Source organism: Streptomonospora alba (assembly GCF_000826685.1).
GTDB lineage: Bacteria > Actinomycetota > Actinomycetes > Streptosporangiales > Streptosporangiaceae > Streptomonospora > Streptomonospora alba.
Window position 1 is genome coordinate 1 of the sequence record NZ_JROO01000031.1, and the last position, 19,190, is coordinate 19,190.

The 19,190-nt window shown below is 72.1% G+C and carries 15 protein-coding genes and 1 tRNA gene; 11 read left to right on the plus strand and 5 right to left on the minus strand.

What is annotated here, in order from left to right:
* Nucleotides 1-146 precede the first annotated feature (146 nt).
* Complete coding sequence (gene mazG / locus LP52_RS16050) at nucleotides 147-803, plus strand: nucleoside triphosphate pyrophosphohydrolase (protein ID WP_052809935.1); 657 nt, start codon at nucleotides 147-149, stop codon at nucleotides 801-803.
* A gap of 7 nt (nucleotides 804-810) precedes the next feature.
* Here mazG and LP52_RS16055 read toward each other — a convergent pair whose 3' ends face one another.
* Together LP52_RS16055 and LP52_RS16060 are read right to left on the minus strand one after the other, a co-directional pair.
* The gene (locus LP52_RS16055; protein ID WP_052809921.1) at nucleotides 811-2,250 is read right to left on the minus strand and encodes an FtsW/RodA/SpoVE family cell cycle protein; all 1,440 of its coding nucleotides are present in this window, start codon (nucleotides 2,248-2,250) and stop codon (nucleotides 811-813) included.
* 222 nt (nucleotides 2,251-2,472) lie between these two features.
* Nucleotides 2,473-3,399, minus strand: coding sequence for a sulfite exporter TauE/SafE family protein (locus LP52_RS16060; protein ID WP_040274616.1), 927 nt, complete (start codon nucleotides 3,397-3,399; stop codon nucleotides 2,473-2,475).
* 594 nt (nucleotides 3,400-3,993) lie between these two features.
* On the opposite strand from LP52_RS16060, the gene eno reads away from it, so the two are divergent.
* The gene (gene eno / locus LP52_RS16065; protein WP_040274617.1) at nucleotides 3,994-5,277 is read left to right on the plus strand and encodes a phosphopyruvate hydratase; all 1,284 of its coding nucleotides are present in this window, start codon (nucleotides 3,994-3,996) and stop codon (nucleotides 5,275-5,277) included.
* Nucleotides 5,278-5,288: 11 nt separating this feature from the next.
* Nucleotides 5,289-6,293, plus strand: a complete 1,005-nt coding sequence (locus LP52_RS28775; protein ID WP_084723249.1) for an FtsB family cell division protein — start codon at nucleotides 5,289-5,291, stop codon at nucleotides 6,291-6,293.
* 49 nt (nucleotides 6,294-6,342) lie between these two features.
* Here LP52_RS28775 and LP52_RS16075 read toward each other — a convergent pair whose 3' ends face one another.
* Nucleotides 6,343-6,960, minus strand: coding sequence for a DsbA family protein (locus LP52_RS16075; RefSeq protein ID WP_040274620.1), 618 nt, complete (start codon nucleotides 6,958-6,960; stop codon nucleotides 6,343-6,345).
* Between the two features lie 106 nt (nucleotides 6,961-7,066).
* Between LP52_RS16075 and LP52_RS16080 the strand changes: the two genes are divergently transcribed.
* From LP52_RS16080 to LP52_RS16100, 5 genes are all read left to right on the plus strand, one after another.
* Nucleotides 7,067-7,669: a DUF501 domain-containing protein gene (locus LP52_RS16080; protein ID WP_084723268.1), complete on the plus strand. Its 603-nt coding sequence runs from the start codon at nucleotides 7,067-7,069 to the stop codon at nucleotides 7,667-7,669.
* The gene (locus LP52_RS16085) at nucleotides 7,666-8,691 is read left to right on the plus strand and encodes a Ppx/GppA phosphatase family protein (RefSeq protein ID WP_040274622.1); all 1,026 of its coding nucleotides are present in this window, start codon (nucleotides 7,666-7,668) and stop codon (nucleotides 8,689-8,691) included. The genes LP52_RS16080 and LP52_RS16085 overlap by 4 nt, the downstream gene beginning before the upstream one ends.
* Before the next feature lie 407 nt (nucleotides 8,692-9,098).
* A complete protein-coding gene (locus LP52_RS16090) occupies nucleotides 9,099-10,478 on the plus strand; it encodes an NAD(P)/FAD-dependent oxidoreductase (protein ID WP_040274624.1) in 1,380 nt (459 codons plus the stop codon).
* Nucleotides 10,479-10,712: 234 nt separating this feature from the next.
* A tRNA-Leu gene (locus LP52_RS16095) sits at nucleotides 10,713-10,786 on the plus strand.
* A gap of 624 nt (nucleotides 10,787-11,410) precedes the next feature.
* Nucleotides 11,411-12,271 carry a nitroreductase/quinone reductase family protein gene (locus LP52_RS16100; RefSeq protein ID WP_052809922.1) on the plus strand — a complete coding sequence of 287 codons (861 nt, stop codon included), beginning with the start codon at nucleotides 11,411-11,413 and terminating at the stop codon, nucleotides 12,269-12,271.
* 472 nt (nucleotides 12,272-12,743) lie between these two features.
* Here the strand turns inward: LP52_RS16100 and LP52_RS16105 are convergent, their stop codons facing one another.
* Nucleotides 12,744-14,480 (minus strand): PucR family transcriptional regulator, encoded by a 1,737-nt coding sequence (locus tag LP52_RS16105; RefSeq protein WP_040274776.1) that lies wholly within the window; start codon nucleotides 14,478-14,480, stop codon nucleotides 12,744-12,746.
* A gap of 203 nt (nucleotides 14,481-14,683) precedes the next feature.
* Between LP52_RS16105 and pruA the strand changes: the two genes are divergently transcribed.
* The 3 genes from pruA to LP52_RS16120 all read left to right on the plus strand — a co-directional run bounded on the left by pruA (nucleotide 14,684) and on the right by LP52_RS16120 (nucleotide 18,650).
* Nucleotides 14,684-16,309: an L-glutamate gamma-semialdehyde dehydrogenase gene (pruA, locus tag LP52_RS16110; RefSeq protein ID WP_040274625.1), complete on the plus strand. Its 1,626-nt coding sequence runs from the start codon at nucleotides 14,684-14,686 to the stop codon at nucleotides 16,307-16,309.
* A 147-nt stretch (nucleotides 16,310-16,456) separates the two neighbouring features.
* Nucleotides 16,457-17,383 (plus strand): proline dehydrogenase family protein, encoded by a 927-nt coding sequence (locus LP52_RS16115; protein ID WP_040274627.1) that lies wholly within the window; start codon nucleotides 16,457-16,459, stop codon nucleotides 17,381-17,383.
* Nucleotides 17,384-17,759: 376 nt separating this feature from the next.
* Nucleotides 17,760-18,650 (plus strand): Bax inhibitor-1/YccA family protein, encoded by an 891-nt coding sequence (locus LP52_RS16120; protein ID WP_193790002.1) that lies wholly within the window; start codon nucleotides 17,760-17,762, stop codon nucleotides 18,648-18,650.
* Nucleotides 18,651-18,797: 147 nt separating this feature from the next.
* Here LP52_RS16120 and LP52_RS16125 read toward each other — a convergent pair whose 3' ends face one another.
* Entirely contained in the window at nucleotides 18,798-19,055 is a 258-nt protein-coding gene (locus tag LP52_RS16125) for a DUF4287 domain-containing protein (RefSeq protein ID WP_040274631.1), read from the minus strand.
* Nucleotides 19,056-19,190 lie beyond the last annotated feature (135 nt).

Sequence of the window (19,190 nt, forward strand, 5' to 3'; positions counted from 1 at the left end):
CCGGTGGGGTGGTGGCGGGAGACGGGAGGGACATGAACACCGATACCGGCGGATCCGAGGAGAGCGGCGGTGCTGAGCCGAGCGGAGGCGCCTCCGGCGCCGACCGGGCCGCTCGCGGCAGCCGGGTGCTGGACCTGGTCGAGGTGATGGACGTGCTGCGGCGCGAGTGCCCGTGGGACGCCGCCCAGACCCATTCCTCGCTGGCCAAGTACCTCATCGAGGAGGCCTACGAGACTCTGGAGACCATCGAGCAGGGCGACCTGGCGACGCTGCGCGAGGAGCTGGGCGACGTGCTGCTGCAGGTCGTTTTCCACTCCCGGGTGGCCGAGGAGCGCGGTGACGACGGCTTCACCGTCGACGACGTCGCCGCCGGCATCGTCGACAAGCTCACGCGTCGCCATCCTCATGTGTTCGGCGCCACCGAGGTCGAGGGAGCCGACGACGTGCGCGCGAACTGGGAGACCATCAAGGCCGCCGAGCGCGCCGAGAAGGGCCGCGGAGCGTCGGTCCTGGAGGGCGTGCCCTTCGGCCAGCCCGCTGCGCTGCTCGCCTACGAGCTGCAGAAGCGGGCGGCGCGCAACGGCGTCCCCGAGGACCTGATCGGCGACGACGGAGAAGGCGGGGGTGCGCTGTTCGCCGGTGTGGCCGAGGAGCGCCGCAGCGGTGCCGACCCCGAGATGGACCTGCGCTCGGCCGCGCGCCGCTTCGACGCGCGGGTGCGTGCGGCCGAGGGCCGTGCGCGGGACGACGGGCTCGACCCGCGTTCGCTGACTCCCGAGCAGTGGCGCGCCTACTGGGAGTGAGTCGAGTTCACGGGGCTTGGAACAGCGCCCGGGTCGGCTGCGGACCGGCGTCGGGCATCCCGGCGGAGTCGCGCGCGGGCGCGGCCGAGCTCGGGCGGCGCGCTGTGTCGCTGAGACGCAGCCACAGCCCCAGGATCATCCACGTCGACACCAGGGACGACCCGCCCGCCGACAGCAGCGGCGTGGTCATGCCCGTCATCGGGATCAGCCGCGTCACGCCGCCCAGCACGACGAACGTCTGGAAGGCCAGCAGGAACGCGCTTCCGGACGCGGTGAGCTTGGCGAAGACGTCGCGCGAGACCAGGGCTGTGCGGTAGCCGCGCTCCGTCAGCAGCAACAGCGTCAGGAGCACGGCCGTAAGCCCGGCCAGCCCGAACTTCTCCCCGATGGAGATGAGGATCAGGTCGCTGTCGGAGGCGAAGAGCGTGGCCGTGCGCCCGTGTCCGAACCCGATGCCCGTCAGGCGGCCGTCGGCCAGCGCGAACAGGCCCTGCACGAGCTGGTGACTGCCGCCGACGGACTGGTAGACGTCCTGGTCGAAGGGGTCGAACCAGATGGTCACCCGTTGGCGCACGTGCCAGAAGACCGCCCAGGCCGCCACGGCGCCGGCGAGGAACATGGCCAGGCCGATGCCCACCCAGGATTTGCGGCGGGTGGCGGTGTAGAGCATCGCCAAGAAGACGGAGAACAGCACGAGCGAGGTGCCCAGGTCGCGGGTGCCCACCAGGAGCAGGAGGGCCACCGCCCAGGCCGCGGTCATCGGTCCCAGGTCGCGCATGTGCGGGAGGCTGAAGATCTTGACCGGGCCCACTCGCAGTTGGCGGGCGGCCAGCGACAGGACGTCGCGCTTGTGGCCGAGGTAGCCGGCCAGGAAGACGATCAGCAGGATCCGGGCGAACTCGGAGGGCTGCACGGTGTAGCCGCCGAAGCCGATCCAGCGTCGCGCGCCGAAGACCTCGATGCCGACGACGGGCAGCATCGGCAGCATGATCAGCGCAAGACCGGCGGTGAGGGTGATGTAGCGGTAGCGCTGCAGAAGTGCGGGCCTGCGTATCGCGGCGAATACGGCGACGCAGGCGGCCATGCCCAGTGCGGTCCACAGCAGCTGGCGGTCGGATTCGGCCGGGCCGTCTCCTGCGGCGGTGTGCAGCCCCCAGATCACGGCCAGACCGATGCCGTTGAGCGCGGTGGCCAGCGGCAGGATCAGCGGGTCGGCCCAGGGGGTGAGGAAGCGCACGGCGATGTGGGCGGCGGCCGCAAGCCCGCCGAACGTGCACGTGTAAAGGGCGAACCGGTCGGGGACCCGGTCGTCGATCTGCAGCCCGGCCAGGCACAGGCACAGTGCGGTGAGTGCGACGGCGGCGACGGTCAGCACCAGTTCGGCGTTGCGCCGCCGCGCCGGGACGTTCGGCGGTGGAGCGCCCGCGCCGGGTGCTGGAGTGGCCATTCCGTCTCGCCTCGAAGTCGCCGGTCGGTTCCGCTTTCCGCGTGGTGCGGCACGCGGCCGCCGAGGGGCGGGGTATGGGGGCGTGAGGGGAGGGGCACCGGTCGCGGTGGGTGGTTCTGGGCACTATAGGCGCGCGTGAGCGGCTTTCCCTACAGGCGCGACGGAAAACGCGGTTTCGGGCGTGTCTGCGGCGAACGCGCGCGAATCGCCGGCCGTGTCGGCTCAGTCGGCGGCGTCGGCGGCGGCGAAGTGCTCGGTGGTCGTAGCGGCGGTCCGGTGCTCGCGCCGTTCGATGCTGTGGGCGCGCAGCGACCAGCCGACGGCGCCCGCCCACACGAGGGCGACCGCGCAGTAGACGGCCAGGGAGGCGCCGGGGGAGGCTTCGACGGCTTCGCTGCCCATCAGCACGCGGGTGTTGGTGAAGACGATCAGCCCGCCCACCAGCGAGCCGAGCATGCGCGCGGGCACGTGGCTGGCGAGCCAGGCGGCGATCGGCGCGGCGAGCAGCCCGCCCAGCAGAAGCACCGCCACCCAGGTGATGTTGATGCCGGTGAAGCCCAGCCCGACGGCGAACCCGATGCTGCCCGCGACCACGACGGCCGATTCGCCCACGCTGATCGACCCGATGACCTTGCGCGGTTCCAGCCGCCCGCTGGCGAGTAGCGCCGAGGTCCCCACCGGGCCCCACCCGCCGCCTCCCGTGGAGTTCATGAAGCCGGCGAACAACCCGACGGGGGCGAGGAACACGGTGCGCAGCGGACGGCTGAGATCGGGCCGGGGCAGCTTGCGGAAGGTGAAGCGCGCGAGCAGGTAGGTGCCCAGAACGAGCAGGATCGTCGACATCAGCGGACCGGCCGCATCGGTGGAGAGGCGGCTGAGGAAGACAGCGCCGGCGAACGATCCCGCGGCGCCGGGCACGGCGATGCGCCAGACCACCGCCCAGTCGACGTTGCCGAACCGCCAGTGGGCGAACCCCGAGGCGAATTGCGAGCCCACCTGGGAGAGGTTGACGGTGGCCGAGGCCAGCGCCGGGCTGGTGCCGATGACCAGCAGGGCGCTGGTGGTGCTGATCCCGTAGCCCATTCCCAGGCTGCCGTTGATCAGCTGCCCGAGAAGGCCGACGAAACCCAGGAGTACGAGGGTCTGCATAGCGGGCGGCCTTCCGAGTTCCGGGTGTGCCCCCGGCCGGCAGCCGGGTGCGTCAGAGCAACACCTCTATTTATACCTCTTTGGTAGGGATAGACGCCATGCGTCGCCGAGCGGTTGCCCGCAACCGCACCGCCGTTTCGCTGCGGTCCGCTTTTCACGTGCCGTTCACCGCGTGCGGCGACGCTGTGCGGTCGACTCGCGCCGCTGAGAGAAAGCGGGTCCGGCGGCGTGTCGCCGGGCGTGTCGCGCGGCACCCGCGTCTGTGAGCCCCTGCTGGGCTGGACCGCCAGGGAGCGGAGTTGCGGATGCCCGGTGTGGACTAGACCAATTCTCGGTGGCCCGCGAGACCGCGGCAGGCCCTACTCGCTAGGGTGTCGGGTGGATGGGCGCTGGACGCGCCGCACACCGCGGGCGCCGTCGGCGCGGGCGGCCGGCGGACCGGCGGGCGCCCGTCGCACACGCCCGTGGCTCGGGGCGGATCGCACAGGGTGACGGGTGGGGCCTGCGCCTGGAAAGCAGGAGGCCGCACCTGCCGTGTCCCATCCGCGTAAGCGCCGGAGCCGCGTCCGCACGCGAATCGAAGGAGTTGCAACGTTGTCGTCGATCGAGGCAGTGCAGGCGAGGGAGATCCTCGACTCCCGCGGTAATCCGACGGTCGAGGTGGAGGTCCTGCTCGACGAAGGGACCACAGCACGCGCGGCGGTCCCCAGCGGCGCGTCGACCGGGCAGTTCGAGGCGGTGGAGCTGCGCGACGGCGGCGACCGCTTCGGCGGCAAGGGCGTCGAGAATGCGGTGGCCGCCGTCAACGACGACATCGCCGACGAGCTGATCGGTTTCGCGCCCGAGGAGCAGCGGCTCATCGACCGCGCCATGATCGAACTGGACGGCACCCCCGGAAAGTCCCGCCTGGGCGCCAACGCCGTCCTCGGCGCGTCCCTGGCCACCGCACACGCCGCGGCCGACAGCTCGGGCCTGCCCCTGTTCCGCTACATCGGCGGCCCCAACGCCCACGTGCTGCCGGTGCCGATGATGAACATCCTCAACGGCGGCGCCCACGCCGACACCAACGTCGCGATCCAGGAGTTCATGATCGCGCCGATCGGAGCGGGGAGCTTCCGTGAGGCGGTGCGCTGGGGCGCCGAGGTCTACCAGGCGCTGAAGTCGGTGCTCAAGGGCTACGGCCTGGGTACGGGCGTCGGCGACGAGGGCGGGTTCGCGCCCGACCTCGACAACAACCGGGCGGCTCTGGACCTGATCATCGAGGCGGTGCAGAAGGCCGGTTACACCCCCGGTCGCGACATCGCCCTGGCCCTGGACGTCGCCGCCACCGAGTTCTGCACCGACGGCGTGTACGACTTCGAGGGCAAGTCCCGCAGCGCCGAGGACATGGCCGCCTACTACGGGGAGCTGGCCGACGCCTACCCGCTGGTCTCCATCGAGGACCCGCTGGACGAGGACGACTGGGCAGGTTGGGTCCACCTGACCTCCACTCTGGGCTCGCGCCTGCAGATCGTGGGCGACGACCTGTTCGTCACCAACCCCGAGCGCCTGCAGCGCGGCATCTCCGAGGGCGCGGCGAACTCGCTGCTGGTCAAGGTGAACCAGATCGGCACGCTCACCGAGACCCTGGACGCCGTCTCGATGGCTCAGCGCAGCGGCTACACGGCGATGATCTCGCACCGCTCCGGCGAGACCGAGGACACCACCATCGCCGACATCGCCGTGGCCACCAACGCCGGCCAGATCAAGAGCGGCGCTCCGGCGCGCAGCGAGCGCGTAGCCAAGTACAACCAGCTGCTGCGGATCGAGGAGGAGCTCGACGACGCGGCGCTTTACGCCGGCGTGTCGGCCTTCCCGCGCTACCGTCGGCAGGACTAGTCTGCCCGCTCATGCCCGAGGTGCCAGAGGAGTCGAAGCGGTCGCGGAGCGCGAAGGCGCGGCCGCCGGCCTCTGGCGCCTCAGGCGGCGGCAGCGGCGGCCGGCGGGGCCGCGCCGGAGCGAAGGCGGAGAAGTCCGGCACGGGCGGCAGACGGAAGGCGGCCACGACGGGCGCGTCCGCCAAGGGCGGCTCCGCCGGCTCCGCGAAGACGGGCGGTGCCGCCAGGACCGCCAAGGGCGCGAACTCCACCGGTTCCGCGAAGACCACCGGTTCCGCGAAGACCGGCGGTGCCGCCAAGGGCGGCGGCACTGCGCAGGCCGGTAGGACCGGCGGCGCGGCCACGACCGGAAAGTCCGCCAAGGCCGGTGACGCGGCGGCGCCGAAGAAGGCCGCCCCCGGGAAGAAGAGTGCGTCGGGCTCGAAGGTGGTGCCGATCGACGCGGCGCCCTCGTCCAAGGGCCGCGGCGGCGCGGCCAAGGAGAAGGCGGAGGGCGGCCGCGCCAAGGGCGGCGGTTCCGCCGGGGGATCAGGCCGCGGCGGCGGAAGCGGCTCCGGTCCGCGCAGCGGTGGCACGTCCGGTTCCGGCGGCGGTTCGGGCTCCGGCGGCGGGCGCCCCCGCCCGGCTCTGACCAGCCGCGCCGCGATCCTCGCCCTGGTGATCTGCATGATCGCGCTCAGCCTGGCCTACCCGCTGCGGGAGTACCTGGCCCAGCGGGCGCGCATCGCCGAGTTGCGCGAGGAGAAGGCCCAGACCGAGCAGGCCGTCGACGAGCTGCGGGAACGCCGCGAGCACCTGAAGGACCCCGCCTACATCGAGCGCGAGGCCCGCACCCGGTTGCACTACCAGTATCCGGACGAGCGCGCCTACGTCGTCGTCTCCGACGAGGACCAGCAGGATGCCGCCGCCGACGCCGGTTCCGGCGAGCCGTGGTTCACCCGCCTGTGGCAGTCGGTCCTGGAGGCCGACAGCCCGAAGCAGGAGCCGGAGATCCCCGAGGCCGAACCGACCGGCTGACGGTGCGATCGGGTTTCGCCGAGGCGCCGTCCCGCCGTGTGGACGCGGCTCAGTCGCCGATCTCGGCCTGCGGCGGCCCCTGGATGGTGTGGAAGCCCGGCGTGCCCGCAGCCAGCACCGTGCCGTCCCACAGCCGGCCGGCGGCCTCGCCGCGCGGCACCTGCGAGATCACCGGGCCGAACACGGCGGCGACGCGCGTGCCGTCGGGCGCCGCCGCGGCCAGGATCGGGCTGCCGACCTCGCCGCCGACGAGCCCGAGGCCCGTGGAATGGGAGGCGCGCAGCGCGCCGTCGTAGGAGTCGGCGAAGCCCGCCTGCGCGAGTTCGGCGGGCAGGCCGGCGTGGGCCAGCGCCTCCTCGAACCCCGTGATCCGCTCGCCCCCGCTGTGCTCGCGCGCAGCCCACAGCGCGTCGTAGAAGCGGCCCAGCGCGTCGTGCCCGTGTTCGACCTGCACCGCGGCGCAGATCCGGGCGGGGATCCACAGATAGCCTTCCGAGTCGCCTTCGGGATCGTCGTCGCGGCCCTCGTTGAGCACCGCCAGGCTCATCACCCGCCAGCGCAGGCTGATCGGACGCACGTGTGCGGCCTCCGCCAGCCACCGTGCGGTCAGGCGCGAGTAGGGGCAGGACGGGTCGAACCACAGATCCGCGGTCCAGGTGTCGGACATGGCTCCACCCTAGGGTGTGCCGCCTCTGCGCGCAGTGAACGACGGACGCGGCGCGGCCCAGGTCGGGTGCGCGGCGGGTGCCGCCGGCGGCTACGCTGAGAGCGCGATGACTTCCGCCGACCACACATCAGCCCCAGACCGCGTCGCCGACTCCGACGCCGCGGCGGTGCAGCGCCAATTGGGGCGCCCGCCGCGCGGCCTGCGGGCGGTGGCCCACCGCTGCCCGTGCGGGCTGCCCGATGTGGTGCGCACGGCGCCGCGTCTGGAGGACGGCACGCCGTTCCCGACGCTTTACTACCTCACCTGCCCGCGCGCCGCCTCGGCCATCGGCACCCTGGAGGCCGGCGGACTGATGCGCCGGATGCAGGAGCGCCTGGCCGAGGACCCCGAGTTGGGCGCGGCCTACGAACGGGCGCACCGCGACTACCTGGAGGAGCGCGCCGAGCAGACCCGGCGCGACGCCTCCGCGCCGCTGCCCGAGGGCATGCAGAGCGCAGGCGGCATGCCCGAGCGGGTCAAGTGCCTGCACGCGCTGGTCGCCCACGAGCTGGCGCGGCCGGGCGCCAATCCCCTCGGCGGTGAGGCGCTGGATTCGCTGCCCGAGTGGTGGGCAGAGGGGCCCTGCGTGTGCGCCGGCCGGGACGGCGGCGGCAGCGCGGCGGGCGACCCGCACTCAGCAGACGACGACACCGAGGGGACGACCAGGTGACCACCGTGGCCGCCGTGGACTGCGGCACCAACTCCATCCGCTTGCTCATCTCGGCGCTGATCGGGATGGAGGACGAGGAAGTCGAACTCGTCGACCTCGAACGGCGCATGGAGGTGGTCCGCCTGGGCCAGGGAGTGGACCGCACCGGCGCGTTCGCCCCCGAGGCGCTGGAGCGCACGTTCGCCGCCCTGAGCGAGTACGCCGACCTGATGCGCGAGAACGGCGTGGAGTTCGGCCCGGAGTCGGTGCGCATGGTGGCCACCAGCGCCACCCGCGACGTGCGCAACCGCGGCGAGTTCGTCGAGGGCGTGCGCGGGATCATCGGCGTGGAGCCCGAGGTGATCACCGGCGACGAGGAGGCGGAGCTGTCCTTCATCGGCGCGACGGCCGAGTTGGAGGACGAGGACACCGGCTTCGACCCTCCGTTCCTGATCGTCGACATCGGAGGCGGGTCCACCGAGTTCGTGCTGGGCCGGCCCGATCCACGCGGCGCCCCCGACGACGCCGGGCCGGTGCGCGCGGCCCGCTCGGTCGACATCGGCTGCGTGCGCCTCGCCGAGCGCCACCTCACCGACGACCCGCCCACGGCCGAGCAGGTGGCCGCGGCCACGGCCGACATCGACGCCGCGCTGGAGGAGGCCGCGGGGTCGGTGCCGCTGGAGGAGACGGCCTCGCTGGTGTGCGTGGCAGGCACCGCGACCACTGTCGCGGGCATCGCCATGGATCTGCCCGAGTACGACCCCGAGCGGATCCACCACGCCTGGGTTCCGGCTGCGCGGGTGCACGAGATCTCCCAGGAGCTCCTGGGGATGGACCACGACCGGCGGGCGGCGATCGGCGTCATGCACCCCGGCCGCGTGGACGTGATCGGCGCGGGCGCGCTCATCCTCTCCCGCGTGGTGGCCCGCACCGGAGCGAGCGGGTTCGTGGCCAGCGAGCACGACATCCTCGACGGGATCGCCTGGGGCCTGTGCCTCGGCGCGCCGGAGGGGAGCGCACACGGCGCCGCGGACACGCCGTAGTCCGCCCGGGGCCGTCGGCGGCGGTGACGCGCCGCTTTGGGCCGCCGATCGCCGCGCTGCGCTGGGGTGGAGCGGCGCCGTTCGTGTGACCTCGACCGGAGTCCCCGGTGAGACGCGTCACCTGCGATCTGGCGCGTGAATCCATTCACAAGGTCTCTGACCTGCATGAATGCGTCGCAGGGTCGGTATTTCATGGTCTAAACCTGTACGGCTCCTCGCTTTAATGTTACGAGGGGCTTGTGAAAGAATGCACAAGCAAGGCGAGATAGAGGGACCCTCGGCTCCCTTGGCAAAGAAGAGCATTCTTTCCGTTGAAAGCCGATCGGGAACATGCCAGTCAACGAAGACTTACCGAACTTCGCGCCTCGGACTGGGGGCGCGGAACGGGACTCAGGGGCGGATGCGCGATGACCGAAGGCAGGAACTACCGCCTGGTGCACGGCGGCGGTGACGAGGACCAGATCCCGCACGTACTCGTCGTCGGCGGCGGGTACCTGGGGATGTACACCGCGAAGCGGCTGGAGAAGCAGCTGGGGCCGGGCGAAGCCCGCATCACCATCGTCGACCCCAACTCCTACATGACCTACCAGCCGTTCCTCCCGGAGATCGCGGCGGGCAGCATCTCCCCGCGCCACGTCGTCGTTCCGCTGCGCGACGTCTTCGACCGGGTGCGCGTGCTCACCGGGCGCGTCATCCACGTGGACCACGCCAACCGCTCGGTCGACTTCGAGCCCGTGGTCGGCGAACCGCGCAGGATCGCCTACGACCACATCGTGATGGCCGCAGGCGCCGTCTCCCGCACGCTGCCCATCCCCGGGCTGGCCGAGTGGGGGATCGGCATCAAGACGGTCGAGGAGGCCGTTTACCTGCGCAACCACGTGCTGGACCAGCTGAACATCGCCGACTCCACCGACGATCCCGAGATCCGGCGCAAGGCGCTCAACTTCGTCTTCGTCGGCGGCGGCTTCGCCGGTGCCGAGGCGATCGCCGAGCTGGAGGACCTGGCCCGCGACGCCACGCGCATCTACTCCTCCATCGACGTCGACGACCTGAACTTCTACCTGGTCGAGGCCGCCGACAAGATCCTGCCCGAGGTGGGCCCCGACGTCGGTGAGAGGACGCTGAACCAGCTGAAGCGGCGCGGGATCGACGTGCGGCTGTCCACCTTCCTGGAGTCGGCCGTCGACCAGCGGATCAAGCTCAGCGACGGCGCCGAGTTCGACGCGGGAACCCTGGTGTGGACCGCAGGCGTCAAGCCCAGCCCCGTCGTGCAGGCGGGGGACCTGCCGCTGGGGCCCAAGGGCCACATCGACACCAGCGAGTACCTCACCGTCAACGGTGTGGAGAACGCCTTCGCCGGCGGCGACAACGCCCAGGTGCCCGACGGCAAGGGCGGCTTCTACCCGCCCAACGCCCAGAACGCGGTGCGCCAGGCCCCGGTGCTGGCCGACAACGTCATCGCCGCGCTGCGCGGCCGGGAGATGACCCCCTACGTGCACGGCAACCTGGGCGCCGTGGCCGGACTCGGCCTGCACAAGGGCGCCGCCCAGCTGTTCGGCAGGATCAAGCTGACCGGCAGGCTCGCCTGGTACGCCCACCGCGCCTACCACCTCTACGCGGTGCCGACCTTCAACCGGAAGGCGCGCGTCCTGGCCGACTGGATCGTCGGCTTCATCCTGCGGCGCGACTACGCCGCGCTGCCGGAGATGCAGGAGCCGCGCCAGGCCTTCGAGGAGGCGGCCAAGCCCCAGGTGGAGAACGGGCAGCTGCTGCGCCGCGTCAGCTGAGGCGGCGGCGCGTCGAGCCACGGCCGGTCCCCGACGGGGGCCGGCCGTTTCCATCGTGTGCGGACCCGTGTGCGCCGCGGCCGCGTCGCCGCGACCGGTCGCGACCCTTCGGTCGCCGTGGCCGGGCGGCGTGCGAATCGGCCACCTGCACCGTACGGAGGGGCCGTTTCGTCCGTCGCCAGGCCGAAGCAGCGCGAATCCCGCTGAATCGGCCATCCCCGGTATGATGGTGCCGCCCTCGTAGCCCAATGGTAGAGGCAGGCCCCCTAAAAGGGTCACAAGTGTCGGTTCGAGTCCGACCGGGGGTACCGCTTCGTGCCCAGCGGCGCACGTCCGGTGCTGGGCGCCGTCGAGCGGCGGCGCACAGCACGTCGGCACGCCCGCACGGCGCTTCGTCCCGCCCCTCGCCCCCGGCCCGGCATCGCCGTGGCCGAAGCCGGTCGCCGCCGCGTTCGGCCGTTGACAGCGGTCCACGCGTGGGATTGGATTCTTCGCGTGCCGACTGCCGCCGGGGATGGATGCGGCTCGCGGGCGGCACCCGGACCGCCGAAGGGGATGATCGTGTGAGCAGCCGTTCCACAGGCGCCGCCTGACCCCTGCGAAGCCGCGCGCCGTCCCCGCTTTCCACGGTGCCCCGCACAGCAAGGGCCTGTTCGCCCCGTGCCGTCCTCGAAGGCGGCGCTGTGTATCGTGCCGCCGCCTTTTCGCACACCGCTCGCATCGCCCCGCGCCGTCGAGCGCGGCCGCGCCGGTGTGCTCCGGCCCTGATCCCGCCGCGACGCAGCCGGTGAGCAGGGGCGACGCGCCTTCGCCGAACCGCCGATCGACGAGTTCCCGCGCACCCGCCCCGGCGCCTCCGCGCCGTCGACGCCGTGCGCGCTCGTCGCCCAGTCACCGCGGCAGCGGATTCACCACACTCGGAGTACGCAGACATGACCGACGAGCAGACCTATGACCACACAGGCATCGACGACTTCAACAGCGCGGTCATCGAGGAGTTCCGCGCCAACGGCGGCCGCGTCGGCGGGATGTTCGAAGGCGCCCGCCTCCTGCTGCTGACCACCACCGGCGCGCGGACCGGCATCCGCCGCACCGTGCCTGTGGCCTATCTGCCCGACGGCGAGCGGACTCTGATCATCGCCTCCGCCGGCGGCGGTCCCCGCCACCCGGCGTGGTTCCACAACCTGCGCGCCGAACCGCGGGTCACCGTCGAGAACGGGGTCTTCGCCGTCGAGGCCGACGCCGTCGTGCTGGAAGGCGAAGAGCGCGACGCCGTGTTCGCCCGCGCCGCCGAAGCCGACCCCGGCTGGGCCGAGTACCAAGCCGAGACCGAACGCACCATTCCCGTCGTCGCCCTCAACCCCGTCAGCGGAGAGGCCGTCGAACAGCGCCTGGGCAAGGGGCTGATCGCCGTGCACGACGCGTTCCGCCGCGAACTGGCCATGGTCCGCGACGAGATCGCGCGCTCGGGTCCGGGACTCGGCGCCCAGTTGCGCATCAACTGCCTGACCGTCTGCCAGGGACTGGCCTACCACCACACCATGGAGGACACCGGGATGTTCCCGGCCCTGGCCGAGGCCCGTCCCGAGCTCGCCGACGTCATCGCCCGCCTGGGCGAGGAGCACACGCGCGTCGAGACCCTGCTGGAGCAGCTCCGAATCCAGCTCGACGGCGCCGCCCCGGACCCGGCCGCCGTGCAGTCGGAGGTCGAGCGGCTCACCACCGAACTGGAGGCTCACCTCGCCTACGAGGAGGAGCAGCTGGTCCCGATCCTCGACACCATGACACCGTGAGAAGCCGCCGCCGGCGACCGCGCCCCTGACCGGCGCCGGGCGGAAGGCGCGGCCTCCGGCCGGCGGCCGCGGGGCTGAAACGCACTCGCACCGGGACCACCCGTGTGTCGTGGTCGTGCAGCACCGCAAGGCAGGCGGACATGTCGTCCGGATCGCTGGTGAACACCACCGCCTCGGCGTGCTTCATCGCGGTCCATGCCACTGGGGCGGCCACGGCGTCCGGGCGCTTCGTGGGCGGAAGCTCGGCGGTTCCCAAGGCGGCGCCGGTGCGCCGAAGCGGAGGAAGTGACCATCTCGCAAGGGGAACAGTGCAGTCCTTCAGCAGAGGGCTCAAGGAATGAGGAAGCCCTGGGGCGGGCCGCCACGCGTGGACGAAGACGAGACGTCCCGGGAGCGTTCCCGCTGCCCCTCCTGCCACTCCTCGGTCCGGAACCACCGCTGATCGGCGGGGATCGATGCGGGGCACGGCGCGTCATGTTCCTCGCTCCATCAGCAGTTGCAGGTGCGTGAACAGCCGCTGGGTCGGGTCGGAGAGGTCGATGCCGCTGACCGACTCGGCCCGGCGGACCCTGTAGCGCAGGGTGTTGGGATGGATGTGCAGGCGGGATGCCGCGGTGCGGACGTCGCCGAAGTCCTCCAGGTAGGCCAGAAGCGACGTCACCAGGTCCGACCCCTGGGCGGCGTCGTGCTCGGCCAGAGCGCTGACGCGCGGGTCGCGCAGGGCCGGAGTGCCGCGCAGGTAGGCCAGGGTCTCGCTGATGAGCACGTGGGTGCGCACGTCGGACATCGTGGCGACGTCCATGGCCAGGTCGCGCCCCATGGCGTCCAGGATGCGGTCGGCTTCGGCACGGGAGTCGGGGATGGCGGCCAGCGAGTCCACCGGCGAGCCCACCGCGCCCTGCACCGTGACGCCCAGGGTGGCGCGGGCCGCCTCCACCGTCTTGCGGGTCAGCGCCAGTACCGCCGATTCCGCCGAGCTGCGGGCGGATTCGGCCGTGGAGTCCGCTCCGCCCGAGCCTGCTCGGGAGATGTCGGGCATGAGGACGTAGATCCGTCCGCCCACGAGCGTGACCAGCGACGTGCGGCGGTAGGCGGCGGTGTGCACGGTGATCAGGTCCACCAGCCGCCGCCGGTTCAGCTCCCGGCCGGAACGGTCGGTGTCCTCGGCGCGGGCGGACTCGCCCCGACCGCCGGTGCCCGGCGCGCCGGCCGGCGACAGCGCGAACGCCGCCACCAGTGCGGGGCGGTCGGCGTCGACCTCGATGGTGTCGGCCAGCGCCGCCGCCTCGATGCTGCCTTCCAGCAGGCTCGCCAGCAGGTCGTCGCGCAGCCGCAGCCCCACCGTCGCCTCGGTGCGGTGGCGCACCAAGTGCAGCGCCGCCATCCGGGCAGCGCCCAGCAGCGCCTCCTCGGCGTCCTCGGCGAACGGCTCGGAGCCCTCCTGCACCCAGATCGTGCCCAGCGGCTGGGTGCCCGCGTGGATGCCCACCGCCAAGCGCCGCCGGATGCCCAGCTGCGGGTGCTCGTCGATGCGCACCACCTCCTCGCCGGCGCGCAGCCGGGAGAACACCCCCCACTCGCGCAGCAGGGCGAGATACTGCTCGGGGCCGCGGCGTCCCAGCACCGACAGCCGGCGCAGCTCATCGGCCTCCTCGCCGCTGGAGTGGGCCAGGACCCGGCTCGCCGCGTCCTCTATGGTCACCAGCCCGCCGGTCAGCGCAGAGATCGTCTGGGCCAGCGAGTAGAGGTCGCCGGCCGACTCGCCCAGATCGGCCTCTGCGGTCAGGCGGGCGTCGTCGAGCACGCTGCGGCACAGCGACTGCAACTGGTCCCAGCGCACTTCGGGCCGCACCCCCAGCAGCGCCACCCCGGCATCGCTGGCCTCGCTGCGCAGCAGCGCCACCTCGTCGCCGCCGCGGCGCACCTTCGCGGCGGCGCCCCAGCCCTGCGGCGGCGGGTAGGCGGGCTCGTCGGAGTGCACCTTCACCGCAACGGCCGCCGCGCCGCGCCGCGCGGCCGCGCGCACCAGGTGCCGGGCGGCGCTGCCCCGCGCGCCGATCAGCAGGACCAGGTCGCCGGCGAACGCCTCGGCCTCGTCCTCGGGGTCGACGATGACCACGTTGTCCACCCGCACATCCAGGCCCGCCGGCGCAGCGAGCACGTCCACGAGCGGGTCGCCCACCGCCAGCAGCAGCCTGCGCAGCGGGATACCCGTGCTCTCGCCTGCGGCGTCGGCTGCCGCGGATGCGCCGTAGGGCTCTGAGGGAACGTCCATGGCCGTCCATTGTGGACCATCGTGCTTTGTCTCATCGGCCAAAAGCGCTCGGGGAATCGTGGCTTTCGAGACAAGGTGTACCCGGGGACCCGTCTTCTAGGTTTGTCCGGTTCCACCGATTCACCGAGGGAGGGCCCATGGACGCCGTGACGAACGTCCCCACACCGGTCAACGAGCCGGTACTGACCTACGCGCCCGGGAGCCCGGAGCGGGACGAGCTCTCCGCCACGCTCACCGAGCTGGCCAAGGAGCCCGTCGACCTGACCATGACCATCGGCGGCGAGCGCCGCATGGGCGGCGGGGAGCGCGTGGACGTCGTGCAGCCGCACAACCACGCCCACGTCCTGGGCACCCTCGGCACCGCCACCGCAGACGACGCCCGAGCGGCCGTGGCCGCGGCCAAGCGGGCGGCGCCCGCCTGGCGCGACATGCCCTTCGACGAGCGCGCCGCGGTTCTGCTGCGCGCCGCCGATCTGCTGGCGGGCCCTTGGCGCCAGACCATCAACGCGGCCACCATGCTCGGCCAGTCCAAGACCGCCATCCAGGCCGAACTCGACTCCGCCTGCGAGCTGATCGACTTCTGGCGCTTCAACGTCTCCTATGCTCGCAAGCTGCTCGCCGAGCAGCCCTACAGCCCCGCCGGGCAGTGGAACCGCGTCGAGCAGCGCCCGCTGGAGGGCTTCGTCTACGCGGTGACCCCGTTCAACTTCACCGCCATCGCCGGCAACCTGCCCACCGCTCCGGCGCTGATGGGCAACGTCGTGGTCTGGAAGCCCGCCGTCACCCAGCAGTTCGCCGCCCACCTGCTGATGCAGCTGCTGGAGGAAGCGGGAATGCCTCCCGGCGTCATCAACATGGTCACCGGCGACGGCAAGGACGTCTCCGAGGTCACCATGGCCGACCCGGACCTGGCCGGCGTCCACTTCACCGGCTCCACCCGCGTCTTCCAGCAGTTCTGGCGCACCGTCGGCGAGAACATCGAGAACTACCGCTCCTACCCGCGCATCGTCGGCGAGACCGGCGGCAAGGACTTCATCGTCGCCCACTCCTCGGCCGACCCCGACGTCGTGCGCACCGCCGTCGTCCGCGGCGCCTTCGAGTTCCAGGGCCAGAAGTGCTCGGCCGCCTCGCGCGCCTTCATCGCCCGCTCGGTGTGGGAGCGGATCCGTGAGGACCTGGTCGCCGAAACCGAGGCGCTGCCCATGGGCGACGTCTCCGAACTGGGCAACTTCCTCGGCGCCGTCATCGACCGCCGCTCCTTCGACAAACTGTCCGGCGTCCTGGAGCGGGCGCGCGAGGACGAGACGCTGGAGATCATCGCCGGCGGAACCTGCGACGACTCCACCGGCTACTTCGTGCGGCCCACGATCATGGTCGGCACCGACCCCGAGAACGACGTGTTCCGCACCGAGTACTTCGGCCCCATCATCGCCGTGCACGTCTACGAGGACGGCGACTACGAGCGCATCCTCTCCGTCGTCGACCAGGGCTCGCCCTACGGGCTGACCGGCGGGGTCATCGCCGACGACCGCAAGGCGGTCGAAACCGCCCAGCACGCGCTGCGCTTCGCCGCGGGCAACTTCTACGTCAACGACAAGCCGACCGGTTCCGTCGTGGGCCAGCAGCCCTTCGGCGGCGCCCGCGCCTCGGGCACCAACGACAAGGCGGGCAGCGCGCAGAACCTCGCCCGCTGGGCGAGCCCGCGCTCGATCAAGGAGACCTTCGTCCCGCCGAAGTCCTCCGCCTACCCTCACCAGGGCTAGGACAGCGGCGGCCCCGTCCACCCGACCAGGGCCAGGACGGCCCCGCCGGGCCCGCGGCCCGAACGGGCGCGGGCCCGGCGGGCCTCAGCAGAGCAGCGCCGCCGGGCCGCGACCGGGTCGGCGGGCACGAGGAGAACGAGGTCACACATGCTTCGTACGACACTGCTGGCCGCGGCGCGGTCGCGTGCCTGCCGCACGCTTGTGGAGCGCGCGCCCGTCACCCGCGGGCTGGTGTCCAAGTACGTCGCCGGCTCCACCCTGGAGCGGGCGCTGCCGGTCGTCGAGCAGCTCACCGCCGACCGCCTGGTCACGCTGGACCACCTGGGGGAGGACACGACCGACACGTCCCAGGCCCAGGACACCGTCGACGCCTACAGCCGGTTGCTGTCCGAGCTGGACCGGGCGGGCGTCGCCGACCGCGCCGAGGTCTCGGTGAAGCTGTCCGCGGTGGGCCAGTTCCTGCCGCAGGACGGCGAGAAGATCGCCCTGGAGAACGCCCGGCGGATCTGCGAGGCCGCCGCGCGGGCGGGCACCACCGTCACCCTGGACATGGAGGACCACACCACCGTGGACTCCACGCTGTCCATCCTGACCGAGCTGCGCGTCGACTTCCCGTGGGTGGGCGCGGTCCTGCAGGCCTACCTGCACCGTACGGAGGGCGACTGCCGCGACCTCGCAGGCGCCGGTTCGCGGGTGCGGCTGTGCAAGGGCGCTTACGACGAGCCCGCTTCGGTGGCCTACCGCGGCAAGGGCGAGGTCGACCGCTCCTACGTCCGCTGCCTGCGTGTGCTCATGGAGGGGGAGGGCTACCCGATGGTGGCCTCGCACGACCCCCGGCTGGTGTCGATCGCCGGCGTGCTGGCCGACGCCGGCGGCCGCGGCCCCGGCGACTACGAGCACCAGATGCTCTACGGAATCCGGGAGAACGAGCAGCGGCGCATCGCCTCCGAGGGACGGCGCATGCGCGTCTACGTGCCCTACGGCGACGAGTGGTACGGCTACTTCATGCGCCGCCTGGCCGAGCGCCCGGCCAACGTGGCCTTCTTCGCCCGCTCGCTGCTCACCAAGAGCTGACCTCCGCCGAGCGGAGTCTGATCGCGCCGCCGGTCCGGGAGGCACCCCGCCGGCCTTCCGGACCGGAGGCCGTACCGCAGCCCGCCGTCCGCGCTGCCGCGCACCCGTCCTGCGCGCGGCCGGCGGCCGCCGGGCTGCGCGGCGGGGCGCCCGACCGGGGCAGGGGCGCCCCGCTTCGCCGTTCGGGCCCGGGCGCGTGCGCCCTGCGACCCGCCGACCACGAGTCTTCCCCCGGGCGAGGAGGGCTCGGGCGCCTGTGCGCTCCGGCGCCGGAGGATGGTGATTCCGAGCTGTGATGGTCGGTGGGAACCGGGCGGCGGTCCCGTACGTTACGTTAGCGGCAGACACGTCACGCCCTGGAAAGGCTTGCTCAGACATGGCGATGAGGAGTTCGAACCCCGTTCTCAAGCGGGCGATGCGGTCCGGCAAGGCCGGATACGGTCAGGCGCCGTACGGCCAGGGCGCCCCGTATCAGGCCGGCCACCCGTCGCCCCAGCCCGGATACGGCTACCCCCAGCCCGGCTCCCCGCAGCCGGGAGCGCCGCAGGCCCCCTCCGCAGGGGAGCGGATGACCATCGACGACGTGGTGGTGCGCACCGCGATGTCGCTGGGTGTGGTCGTGCTGACCGCGGCGCCCACCTACTTCCTGGCCGTGTCGGGCAGTGCCCTCGGTATGGGACTGGCGCTGATCGGTGCCCTCGGCGGGCTGGTGCTGGGGCTGGTGATCGCGTTCAAGCAGTCCACCAACCCGGCGCTGATCCTGACCTACGCCGCCCTGCAAGGCCTGCTCGTCGGGGGTCTCAGCGGCATCTTCGAGATGTCGCTGATGAGCCAGAACGGCATGCCCATGGGCGAGCTGGTGACACAGGCGGTCGTCGGCACCCTGTTCGCCGCCGGGTCGGTGCTGGCCGTCTACAAGCTCCGGATCATCCGGGTGACCAACACCTTCGTCAAGGTGGTCACCGCCGCCACCATGGGCCTCGTGCTGCTGCTGATGGTCAACTTCGTGGCGGCGATGTTCATGGGCGGCGGCGGCCTCGGCCTGCGCGAGCCCTCGTGGCTGGGCCTGGGCATCTCGCTGCTGGCGGTCACCCTGGCCGCCGCCATGCTGATGATCGAGTTCCGCCAGGTCGAGGACGCGCTGAACATGGGGCTGCCCCGCAAGTACTCCTGGCAGCTCGCGTTCGGCCTGACCGTCACGCTCGTCTGGCTCTACATCGAGATCCTGCGCCTGCTCTGGATTCTGAAGTCGCTCTTCAGCGAGTAGTCGGCGGGTGGTCCGACGGATAAGGCCCGCGACGCCCGATCCCGGACCCCCGCGCAGCGGGTACCGAAACACCGACGCCCCGCCCGGTCCGACCGGGCGGGGCGTCGCCGTGCTCACAGTGCCGGCGCCGGCGCGGGGGTGCGGAGTTCATCGGCTGCTGCTGGTGCGCTGATCGGGAACGGGTGTGCGGTTGCGGCGGCGCCGGTCGTACTCCTGGACGATCGCCTGAGCGTAGCCGTGACTGAGGTTGTACTCGTCGGCCAGCCAGTTGGTGCGCTCCAGGCAGCGGGTGAGACCGGGGCCCTTCTCCAGAGTGTCGAACCACTCGCTGAGTTCGCGGCCGGTGACGGTCGGGATTCTTTCGATCAAGCGCGCGTGCATCTCCGGCGAGTGGGTTACCGACATTGGCACCTCCGTAGGTGAGTGGCACTTACCTGCGACACTGCACCAGCATCACGGTTTGGACAAGACCTCCGGGCGGTCTTTTACCCCGCTGATTTGTCGGTCCCGCGTCCCGGTTCGGCCACCGGCCGTTCACCT